Origin of the sequence: Desmospora profundinema (assembly GCF_031454155.1) — a bacterium.
GTDB lineage: Bacteria > Bacillota > Bacilli > Thermoactinomycetales > DSM-45169 > Desmospora > Desmospora profundinema.
Map to the genome: position 1 here is coordinate 197,757 of NZ_JAVDQG010000007.1, position 10,307 is coordinate 208,063.

12 protein-coding genes and 1 rRNA gene are annotated in these 10,307 nt (G+C 53.0%); all 13 read right to left on the reverse strand.

Features of this window, described 5'->3' with window-relative positions; genetic code table 11:
- Nucleotides 1-86: 86 nt before the first annotated feature.
- Nucleotides 87-1,067, reverse strand: coding sequence for a DUF7916 family protein (locus JOE21_RS15125; RefSeq protein WP_309867965.1), 981 nt, complete (start codon nt 1,065-1,067; stop codon nt 87-89).
- Nucleotides 1,068-1,074: 7 nt separating this feature from the next.
- A complete protein-coding gene (locus tag JOE21_RS15130; RefSeq protein WP_309867967.1) occupies nt 1,075-2,514 on the reverse strand; it encodes a PTS transporter subunit EIIC in 1,440 nt (479 codons plus the stop codon).
- A 267-nt stretch (nt 2,515-2,781) separates the two neighbouring features.
- Complete coding sequence (gene rsmI / locus JOE21_RS15135; protein WP_309867970.1) at nt 2,782-3,660, reverse strand: 16S rRNA (cytidine(1402)-2'-O)-methyltransferase; 879 nt, start codon at nt 3,658-3,660, stop codon at nt 2,782-2,784.
- A complete protein-coding gene (locus tag JOE21_RS15140; protein ID WP_309867974.1) occupies nt 3,638-3,925 on the reverse strand; it encodes a GIY-YIG nuclease family protein in 288 nt (95 codons plus the stop codon). The genes rsmI and JOE21_RS15140 overlap by 23 nt, the downstream gene beginning before the upstream one ends.
- A 58-nt stretch (nt 3,926-3,983) precedes the next feature.
- Entirely contained in the window at nt 3,984-4,340 is a 357-nt protein-coding gene (yabA, locus tag JOE21_RS15145; protein WP_309867976.1) for a DNA replication initiation control protein YabA, read from the reverse strand.
- Nucleotides 4,341-4,385: 45 nt separating this feature from the next.
- Nucleotides 4,386-5,189: a PSP1 domain-containing protein gene (locus JOE21_RS15150; RefSeq protein WP_309867980.1), complete on the reverse strand. Its 804-nt coding sequence runs from the start codon at nt 5,187-5,189 to the stop codon at nt 4,386-4,388.
- A complete protein-coding gene (gene holB / locus JOE21_RS15155; RefSeq protein ID WP_309867982.1) occupies nt 5,149-6,180 on the reverse strand; it encodes a DNA polymerase III subunit delta' in 1,032 nt (343 codons plus the stop codon). Before holB ends, JOE21_RS15150 begins: the two co-directional genes overlap by 41 nt.
- A 24-nt stretch (nt 6,181-6,204) precedes the next feature.
- Complete coding sequence (gene darA / locus JOE21_RS15160) at nt 6,205-6,531, reverse strand: cyclic di-AMP receptor DarA (protein WP_309867985.1); 327 nt, start codon at nt 6,529-6,531, stop codon at nt 6,205-6,207.
- Entirely contained in the window at nt 6,528-7,196 is a 669-nt protein-coding gene (gene tmk / locus JOE21_RS15165) for a dTMP kinase (RefSeq protein ID WP_309867988.1), read from the reverse strand. The genes darA and tmk overlap by 4 nt, the downstream gene beginning before the upstream one ends.
- Nucleotides 7,197-7,268: 72 nt before the next feature.
- Complete coding sequence (locus tag JOE21_RS15170) at nt 7,269-8,711, reverse strand: aminotransferase class I/II-fold pyridoxal phosphate-dependent enzyme (RefSeq protein ID WP_309867990.1); 1,443 nt, start codon at nt 8,709-8,711, stop codon at nt 7,269-7,271.
- A gap of 35 nt (nt 8,712-8,746) precedes the next feature.
- Entirely contained in the window at nt 8,747-8,953 is a 207-nt protein-coding gene (locus tag JOE21_RS15175; RefSeq protein WP_309867992.1) for a sigma factor G inhibitor Gin, read from the reverse strand.
- A gap of 424 nt (nt 8,954-9,377) precedes the next feature.
- Entirely contained in the window at nt 9,378-10,067 is a 690-nt protein-coding gene (locus JOE21_RS15180; protein ID WP_309867996.1) for a DUF421 domain-containing protein, read from the reverse strand.
- A gap of 147 nt (nt 10,068-10,214) precedes the next feature.
- Nucleotides 10,215-10,307: ribosomal RNA gene (rrf, locus tag JOE21_RS15185) — 5S ribosomal RNA — on the reverse strand; the annotation flags it as partial.

Here is a 10,307-nt window from a genome sequence, read left to right on the forward strand (position 1 = left end):
CCGTGATTGGGCCTGCCGCCTAATCGTCTTCTAGCAAAAAAGCCCTTCTCTTTTGAAGGGCTTTTTTTTCCGTTTTTTTAAGTGATTCAACGATGACGCGATTGGGCGATGCGACGGTAGGTATGTCTCTTTCCCTTCAGGGCTGTGGAAAAGCTGAGGATATTTTCAGGAGGTGCCATGCCGGCAAAGCCTGCATCCCCAATATGAAACAAATCGCCGCCCAGGCTTTTCCCTTCCACTGCCCAACGCTCCATCAGGGATGCCTGGGAGCTCTCCTGAGAGGTACCGATGGTGAACATCACCAACAGACTGAGACGGTGCGCACGCTCAACCAAACAGGCCATTTCTTCCCCGCGCACACCAGGGACCGTACCCGGCTGGGGCAACAAGAGAATATTGGCACCCGCTTCAGCCAACTGATCCAACTGCCGTTCCTCCAACCAATTTTCGTCATTCTCCCAAACACCCGCTCCATGCATCTTGCCCGCCATCAACGGAATTTCCGGACCCAAATGATCCCGTAACCGGCCTACTTCCCGGGCGATGGATGACCACGTCACCCCTGTTCCCGGGTTTCCGGTAAAGACGAGAAAACGCGCTCCCTGATCCAACGCCTCTTCTGCCTGAGCGATGCCCGCACGCCGTCCGGAAGCAACCATCGACTGCGGCAAATCAGCCGCCACCGGCTCCAGATTAATCCCCGCCGGACGACCGATCAATCGCGTCACCTCACCAGCAGTGACACCCCATCCCATAATCGGCAGGAGTGGCCCCAACCCCGTTTCCTCCCACATCGTTCCCCTTGGGATCGCTTCCTCCCGGCTGGAGAAGCCGGACACACGCGGCCGATCGACATCATAGCGGTTGAGCAACAGCAGGTCGGCACCAAAGGCCGCCGCCAGTTCAGGATTTGCGCAGCCATCTACCAGCGGCAGCCCGTCCACCACTGTCTCCGCCACCACCGTACGTCCTTCGGAAGCACGGATCGATTCCAATAAGCGGCGTCCCGTCAATTGAACCAATTGCTCCGGAGTTTGGTCTAACAACCGTTTCACCGGTTTTTCCATGCTTGATTCACCCCATCTGACGCAGGATACGGTCTTTCAACAGCTCCGATTGCGTGCCAAAAACCGCTTGGTAGTTTCCGGAACCAACCCGGATTACTCCAGAGGCACCCAGTTTCTTTAGGCGATCCTGATCCAGCTTGGATTCATCGTTTACTGTCATCCGCAACCGGGTGATACAGGCATCCAACTGATGGATGTTATCCTTCCCACCGATCGCTTCCAATACCTCCGCAGCCAGCCGGTCCAGCCGCTCGCTTTTCCCTGTTTCACTTAAAGCGGTTTTCTTTATCATCGCTTCCCCTTCTCCTGTCTCCTCCATTCGCCCTGGCGTAGGAAGATTCCACTTGCGGATGGCAAACCGGAAAATGACATAGTACAAAAGTGCATAACCGAACCCGACGGGAATGATCAGAAAAGCATTGGTCGATAAATGGAAGTTGATGAGATAGTCAAACATCCCAGCGGAAAATCCAAAGCCATGCTTCACCTTCAACAGGTGCAACAATGCCATCGAAGTTCCGGTCAACACGGCATGGATCGCATACAACACAGGGGCCAAAAACATAAAAGCAAATTCAATCGGCTCGGTGATCCCCGTTAAGAATGCCGTTAAAACAGCGCTGATCAGAAAGCCGGCCGCCGCTTTCCGCTGTGCGGGTTTCGCCTCGTGAATCATCGCCAGAGCGGCCGCCGGCAAGGCAAACATCATAATGGGGAAAAACCCAGCCATAAACATGCCTGCCGTTGGGTCTCCCGCGAAAAAGCGGGTTAAATCCCCTGTCACAACTTGGCCGGCACGATCGGTAAATTCCCCCACATTAAACCAAACGAGCGTATTCAAAATATGATGCAAACCCAAGGGAATCAGTAAACGGTTCAACAACCCGAATCCGAACAAACCGGTGGCTCCCGCCCCGATCACCCAATTGCCCGCGTTACTGATCGCGGTTTGGATCGGGGGCCAAATAAACAAAAACAAAATGGCCACCAAAAACATAACAAATGACGTCACAATCGGGATAAAGCGCTTGCCGCCAAAGAACTGAAGCCATTCGGGAAACTGGATGTCATGGTATTTCCGGTACAGATAAGCGGTGATGAGTCCTGTGATGATGCCACCAAGCACACCGGTGTTCAGCTCCCGATCGTCCATACCCAGGATCGCCGTCATCACCATATATCCAGCCACTGCCGCCAATCCAGCTGCGCCCGCCCCTCCGGTCAACCCAATCGCCACACCCACTGCAAACAGGATCGGTAAATTGCCGAGTATTCCACCGCCTCCCGTCTGCATCACCTCGCCCACCTGAAAGAGGAAATCCCCCTCCGTTGCCCACTTGCTGATGAACACGCCCAGGGACATCAACAGCGCCGCTGCCGGCATGACGGCAACAGGTAACATAAATGCCTTTCCTACTTGTTGCAACTTTCCGAAAAACGTTTTCATACCCCCATACACCTCCAATGATTCAGATTGATATATCTTATGTGGGCTGTCCCGAGATCAGTCCGTTGGACGAAAGTGCGAAATTCCGGAAATCGAAAAGAAATCCATTTTTCATAAAAACGCTGTTCACCCGATTCGGATGTTCGGATCTGATACAGACACATTCTCGCTCTATTCTCGTCATTCCTGCGCAACGGGCCGGTTTCATTTATCCGATTAAAGAAACCATACCCTTTTGGCACGGGTATGGTTTCACTCGTTTTTCTGTCAGGTTGCTCGATGGTACGTATTATACACGTCGCGTTTGGGAACCGAACGCTCCCGGGCGGTTCGTTGGATCGCCTCTTTTTTGGAGAGGCCCTGATCGATGTGGTAATCCACATGCTGGATAATGGAGAGCGGAGCCCACCAGGATGGCTCCGCATCTTCCTGCTCGGCGTCCGGGTCGGCACCGCTCACGACCAGGGTGAGTTCGCCCCGCACACCCGTCTCCTCCAGAGCGGACAACAGACTGTTCACATCTCCTCGCAACCACTCTTCATGCCGTTTAGTCAGTTCCCGAACCATCGCAGCAGGACGGTTTCCCAAAACGTGAGACACATCCTTCAGCATCGCAGTCACCCGATGGGGGGACTCGTAAAAGAGGAGAGTAGCGGGAACCCGTTTCCACCGTTCCAATTCACGAACCCGCTCTTTATTGTTTCGGGGCAAAAATCCGATAAAGAGAAACGGCTGCGGAGGTAATCCGGACGCCACCACCGCTGCCAGGGCGGCGTTGGGACCCGGAATGGAAACCACGGGGATACCCGCTTCAATCGCATCCCGCACCAACTCCTCTCCCGGATCGGAGAGTGCCGGCATGCCGGCATCGCTTACGAGCGCAAAGGTCTCCCCTTCCAACATCCGCCGGATTAACTCTTCTCCCCGTTTGTGGCGATTATGTTCATGATAACTGATGAGGGAAGAAGAAAGTCCCAGGTGGGTGAGGAGTTTGCGGGTATGACGGGTATCTTCGCAGGCGATGCCGTCCACAGCGGCCAGCACATCGCGCATCCGCCTGCTCCCGTCACCCAGATTACCGATGGGGGTGCCCACGACATACAACTTTCCACCCCCATTTTCTTCAAAGCTTTTCTGCCTGTCCATCTCCCATCCCTCCTGCACCGGCAATAAACTGACGTTTTTGGTTCCGGGTCCATGCCTTGATCTCCCGCTCCCGTCTGAGGGCGGCGGATCGATCCGGCTGCTCTTCAAACCAGACCAGCTTTAAAGGTGTCCGTCCCCGGGTATACTTGGCTCCCTTTCCCTGTCGGTGTTCCTCCAACCGTTTTTTCAAATTATTGGTGATCCCTGTATAAAGGGTGGCGTCTTTGCATTCCAATATGTATACCACATAGCCGTTATCAGCCAATCGATGACGCCCCTTCCCTCGCACCCAAGAAAAAAGCGTGCCGCTTCGGGCGGCACGGTCATTTCTCCTCTTGGGCCGTCTTGCTCAAAAAGGAAAGACAAAACAAACAGTCCCCATTCGTCCTCATGTTACCGTAATGGACGTTACAGATGTGAAATCCCTCATTGTAAAGCCTGGCGAGATTATCATGCCCTTCTCCAGCGGCTTCTTCACCCGAAGAGTCAGGGGAAGTGGATGTCCGGTTGGGGTTTACAGACTCCAATTGCTCCCGCAAGGCTTGATTTTCCAGGGCCAGGCGCGTGTTTTCCTCCAGCATATGCACAATTTGCTGTTTTAATCCCCCCAGCTCTTTGTACAGTTCTCCGATCTGGTCTTCGAGTTGGGTCATCCGGTTTAGAATGGCCTGCTTATCCACGCCCCCCCACCTCAATCACCGAAAATCGTTACGCCTTGTCCGCCATTATCCCAGCGCAGTTACTTCTTCGGCGGAATGTTCAACGGTTCGGCCTGAATCGGCCAGCTCCACTTGGACTCGGCGTTCCAACAGGTTTAACAAGACCACGCGGCCGTCCCCTTCAGGGGTGGTCACTTTCGTACCCACGTCAGGCATCTTCTTCTTGGCTTCCACATAGGTGTCGTTTTCATATTTCAAACAACACATCAATCGACCGCAAAGACCGGAAATCTTGGCCGGGTTCAAGGACAGGTTTTGGTCCTTGGCCATCTTGATGGAAACGGGTTCAAAGTCCCCCAAAAAGGAGGAACAGCACAGAACCCGTCCACACGGTCCGATTCCGCCCAACATCTTTGCTTCATCCCGTACCCCGATTTGACGAAGCTCAATCCGAGTGCGGAAGACGGAAGCCAAATCCCGGACCAACTCCCGGAAATCCACTCTGCCATCGGCGGTGAAGTAAAAAATGATCTTATTACGGTCAAAAGTATATTCCGCATCCACCAGCTTCATCTCCAGGCCGTGCCGGGAAATCTTTTCCCCGCACAGGCGAAGCGCATCCGCGGCCGCTTGCTGATTACGCTCCATCTGTTCGGTGTCTTCAGCGGTGGCCACACGGATCACCCGCTTCAGTGGCAGAACCACTTCGTCCTCCGTCACATGACGGATTCCGGAAACGACTGTTCCGTATTCCACTCCTCTGACGGTTTCTACAATGACGGGATCATCCCGCCCAATTCCTAAGTCTCCTGGATCAAAATAATATATCTTACCCGCTTGGCGAAAGCGGACTCCAACCACTGCCAACATGTTGGGCTCCCCCCTGCATCGCCAGCACCATTCGCTCCAGCACGGCTTGGGCTTGGACATTGCCGGATAGTTCGTCGCGGGCTTGAACGACACGTTCCATCCCCTGGACCAAGTCAGCCCTTGTCCACATGGAAGCTTGGCGCCGGCAGGATTCGCTCTTTCGTGCGAACACGGCTTGGCTTTCCCGGTTAAGCTGGTGGTTCATCACGTCCCGCAACCACCACAACAGCAGGTCGAGAACCCTGTCCAGCCGATCCGCCCACTCGTCATCGGCGAGCAGACGGGTCTGTACCGTTACAAGCGCATCGGAACCACCAGAAGCGATCTCCTCCCCCCATTTTATCACTTGGTCACAAATAAGGGCAAACGTGTCCCGCTCAAGGAGCTCTCTCCCATGATCCACACTGCCGCCCACATGGGCAGCGATTCTGGCCAAGTGGGGATCGGCTCCTTCCTCTACCAGTTGCCTTGCGATCACATCCGACGAGGGCGGGGAAAATCGCAAAAGTTGGCAACGGGAGAGTATAGTGGGGAGCAAGGCATGAGGTTGTTCCGTCAATAAGACGGCCACCATGCGGGAAGTGGGTTCCTCCAAGAATTTGAGTAGGCTATTGGCCGCCTCAAGCGTCATTTTCTCCGCCTGGCGGATCACCACTACCCGGGTGACTGAGGCAGCGGCACTGTATGAAAACTGTTGTTGTAATCGGCGCATTTGGCTGATTTTAATGGAAGCCCCTTCCGGAGCCAGCCACCGTATATCAGGGTGGTTGCCGTGTTGAATTTGTCTGCAGGAGCGACAGGTTCTACACGGTTTCTCGCTTCCCTCCTCCTCACAGTTGAGGGATTGAGCCAGGATGAGGGCGGTTTGCTCTTTGCCCACCCCTCTGGGACCGGCAAAACAATAAGCATGGGTGATGCGGCCGCTTTGTATTCCTTTCTGCAATAAGCGGATCACTCGTTCCCTACCAGGAAAAAGGTCCAAAGATGCCATGCTCCTTCCCTCCGTTTCCACCGATCAAAACTGTTCAAAACGATCCACCGGCAGAATGAACACCGTCGCGCCGCCCACCTGTACTTCCACCGGATAGTGAACGTAAGAATCCGCGCTCCCCATAGAAGAGAGGGGGGTCATCATTTTTTGGCGGGATTGGCAGTTTTCCCGGATCAACTCCAACGCTTCCTCCACCCGATCATCCTCAATCCCGATCATAAACGTCGTGTTGCCCGACTTGAGGAAGCCTCCGGTACTGGCCAGTTTGGTGGCCCTCACATCGGCTTCCACCAACGCTTGCGATAAACGGTTGCTGTCCTGGTCCTGGACGACGGCAACAATCATTTTCATCCTCTTTCCCCCCTTGGATCCGTCGATGGATGGTTGACTGGAGCAGGCAACCACGTCTGTATGTCACGCAAAATATCGGCAAACACTTTCTCTGGGGACTGAACGGCATCCAACGTCACAAACCGGTCCGATTCCCGCCGTGCCAATTGAAGAAAGCCTTGGCGAACCTGTTCATGAAAGGAATCCCCTTTTCCTTCCATGCGATCGATCCCTTCTCGTCTCGATTGCAGTCGACGCATCCCTTCCGCTACCGGTAAATCCAGGAGATAAGTACGGGAAGGTGTCAGCCCACCGGTTGCGATGCGGTTGATGGCAATCACTTCTTCGATGGCCCCAAGCCGCCCGACGGACTGGTATACGATACTGGAATCCACATACCGGTCGCACAGAACTACGTCCCCCCGATCCAAAGCCGGACGAATCACTTGTTCCACCAGCTGGGCACGGGATGCGGCATACAAAAGCATCTCGGTCCGCAACACCATCTCCGATGAAGCGGGATCCAACAGGATAGTACGGACCCGGTCCCCGATCGGTGTTCCTCCAGGCTCACGGGTTAACGTGACCTGCCATCCCCGCTCCTTTAACCAATGTGCCAGCTGACCAATCTGTGTCGATTTTCCGCCCCCTTCAGGGCCTTCAAATGTAATAAAAAGACCGTTCATTCCGTTCCCCCATCCAGACGATGGAGCAATCCACGGACACGGATTGCCTTCTTCTCATCGCCAGTTTGTGATTTATTGTAACACGAACACCGATAGGGGGGAACGAGCCGCCAATCCCCGGATCTTGGCACCATTACGGGAAAGATCCTGGATCAGAAAGAGATGTTGTTCGGTATAAATTTCCCCCGGCAGTACCACCGGAATACCCGGCGGATAGGGGACAATCGCTTCCTTGGCAACCCTACCCACCGCCTCAACCAAAGGAAGCGATACCGCTGGTCGACGAAAGAGCTCGTCCAGAGACTGTTTACTCTCCACCAGTTGAGGTGTTTCAGGAAAGCACCACAACGGCTCGCGTGGAAACGATGGGATGAGACGGTCCAGTTTCTGAAGTGCATCTCTTAAACATGAAAGCTCCTTTTCCCGATTTCCCGGTGTAAACACCGCCAAAACCCGACGGTGGTCCGACAGTTCCATCCACAAATGCTGTTTTTCCAAAAAGCGGGCCAGCCGGATCCCGGACACCGCCTCTCCCTTTACCCTTGCGTTCAGCGGCATTTTTAACGGATCCCGTTTCATTGACGCGGGCATCTCTAGGATATGGTCCAAATCCTGGATCGCCAGGCGCAGACCTTTTAACCGTTCCAACAATTGTCCCAGCTCTTGCTCCCCCTCCATCGCCATCAGGCGGCGAGCCAGATCCAGGGAGGCCATCAAGGGATAAGACGGGGAACTGGATTGAAGTATACGCAGCCAACTTGCAACCTTGTCACTATTGACGCGTGAACCCTTCAGATGAAGCATCGATGCTTGCGTCATCGCAGAAAGCAGTTTGTGTGTGGACTGTACGGATGCATCGGCTCCCTGAGATAAAGCAGAAGGTGGCAGATGCGGATGAATGCCGAAGTGTGCCCCATGGGCCTCATCCACCAACAGGGGACGATTCCATTCGTGACACACTTGGGCTAAGGCCTGAATCGGCTGCACATGGCCATCATAATCAGGAGAGGTGATCAACGCGGCTTTGGCATTCGGGTAGCGTCGAAACGCCTCCCGTAACCACTCGGGATCGAGCGGGCGCGGAAACCCCTCGTGATCCACACCACCGCTGATGTAAACCGGTCGAACTCCCGCCAACACGCACCCGTTCCAAACGGATTGATGAGCTTCACGCTGCACAATCAAACGGTCGCCAGGACTGCAGGTACTAAGCACCAGTGCCAAATTCCCCGCAGTACTTCCTCCTACAAGGAAAAACGTGCGGTCCGCACCAAAACAGGCTGCTGCCAACTTCTGAGCGTCCGCGATCGCTCCTTCCGCTTGATGAAGGTCGTCCAGCTGACCCACTTCAGTCAGATCAATGGTCAGCAGAGAGGAAAAAACAGACCATCCTTCCCGATCGAAAAATCGGCCGCTTTTGTGACCCGGCACGTGATAGTTTCCCACCCCTTCCCGGGCGTGTTGTACCAGTGCTTCCCATAAGGGAGCCCGATGTTGATCCCCGTTTTTTTTCATTCCATCATCCACTCCCGCAAAAAAGCGGAGGCTGTTCACAGCCCCCGCTCAGTGGTTGTATCCCTGTCCATCCAAAGTTGACGCATTTGAACTACATAGTGGGGATAACGCATATCTTCCACTTCCGTTTTCACAATATCCCGTTCACAGTCTTTACAAATGAACGCTTCCAATATCGTGATCCCCTCGGTCTGCTCCTCTTGGCAAACCACACAGGAGATCCGATCGATCGATTCAGCCAAAGCAGACCCACCTTTTTTTCATTTTTCCAACCATTATGTCCACATAAAATCGTATTGATAACCATCCATCAACACTTTCAGTATATCACGGAAGCTCTGCAGCGGGCAGGCTGCGTATGAACCCCACCATTGCGGACATGCTAAAGGAAAAGCACAGGGAGGAATCTGCCGATGTCCCGGTCTTGGCTCGAGTTTCTGCTGATGGTTTATGTGCCTGTCATCGCCCTGTTAAAAGCGTTACTGTATTATATTCACCATCCGTGAATGGCAACCCCCATCACAAAAAATCTGATCGGCCACCCCATCGCGCCTTTCACACCTAATCGATCAAACAAAAACCAGCATGTAAGAGCATATAAACTGGCGAGCATCCATATCCCTGGAAGGAATCGGTCCCAAGTACGACCCGCAATTTAAGGATGAATCACTGTGATCTAGGGCTGATATGAATACCGTCACTCTCTCGCCAATCAGCGTAAAATATATCCTTTTCATTGTCATAGTGATGGGCTTCCAACTGCTTTTTTAACCAGTTCTGATCAAAACCGAGTTTACGTAAGTTATCCAATAATATTTCACCGTCGATAATCAAGGAAGTGGGTAGGTCAACCTGATTTTCCGGAAGGTTGAAGTCTTGCTTTACGGGTTGTTGATACTTGGATTTTAGTAAGACCGTTATTTCACCATTGGGTTCCAAAATTCCGTATTGGACTTCACGTACCGAAAAAACATCATCTTGTCGTAGCAAGCTTAATACTTGATTCATATCTAACTTATTCTTTTTAAGCTCCTCACGGTCGATCATACCATTCCGAATGATAATGGAAGGATCGCCTACCAAATAAGAACGTGTCCATTTCATTTTTTGACTGATAAACTCTACACCCCACATGAGAACCGTCCACACTCCGAGGGCGTATACGAAAACCAAAATGCCCACATGTTGTTCATAAAGCATATTTCCAACCAATTCCCCGAGCACAAACACAAAAACCAAGTGAAACGGTGTTAATTGATTGATTGATGTTCGCCCTGTTACTTTGATAACAATAAATAAAGCGATAAAACCTAAAACGAGTTTGATGGTCAACAAACCAATATGAACTTCTTCCAACGCGCTTATCCTCCTCATGGCTATGCCTCAGGATTAATTATGACCCCGTGATTGAAAGGGTAAACATGAGGGGAAATACAGCATCACATCATGACATCATCGGAGAACAACAAACCCTCCGATCCATTTGGATCAGAGGGTTGACTTGCCTGGCGACGTCCTACTCTCCCAGGGGCCTGCGCCCCAAGTACCATCGGCGCTGGAGGGCTTAACTGCCGTGTTCGGGATGGGAACGGGTGG

Excerpts from the sequence above, each read along its gene's own strand:
- darA (WP_309867985.1), bottom strand. The coding sequence starts at position 6,531 with ATGAAAATGATTGTTGCCGTCGTCCAGGACCAGGACAGCAACCGTTTA.
- holB (WP_309867982.1), bottom strand. The coding sequence starts at position 6,180 with ATGGCATCTTTGGACCTTTTTCCTGGTAGGGAACGAGTGATCCGCTTA.
- rsmI (WP_309867970.1), bottom strand. The coding sequence starts at position 3,660 with ATGGACAGGCAGAAAAGCTTTGAAGAAAATGGGGGTGGAAAGTTGTAT.
- JOE21_RS15150 (WP_309867980.1), bottom strand. The coding sequence starts at position 5,189 with ATGTTGGCAGTGGTTGGAGTCCGCTTTCGCCAAGCGGGTAAGATATAT.
- JOE21_RS15130 (WP_309867967.1), bottom strand. The coding sequence starts at position 2,514 with ATGAAAACGTTTTTCGGAAAGTTGCAACAAGTAGGAAAGGCATTTATG.
- JOE21_RS15170 (WP_309867990.1), bottom strand. The coding sequence starts at position 8,711 with ATGAAAAAAAACGGGGATCAACATCGGGCTCCCTTATGGGAAGCACTG.
- JOE21_RS15125 (WP_309867965.1), bottom strand. The coding sequence starts at position 1,067 with ATGGAAAAACCGGTGAAACGGTTGTTAGACCAAACTCCGGAGCAATTG.
- tmk (WP_309867988.1), bottom strand. The coding sequence starts at position 7,196 with ATGAACGGTCTTTTTATTACATTTGAAGGCCCTGAAGGGGGCGGAAAA.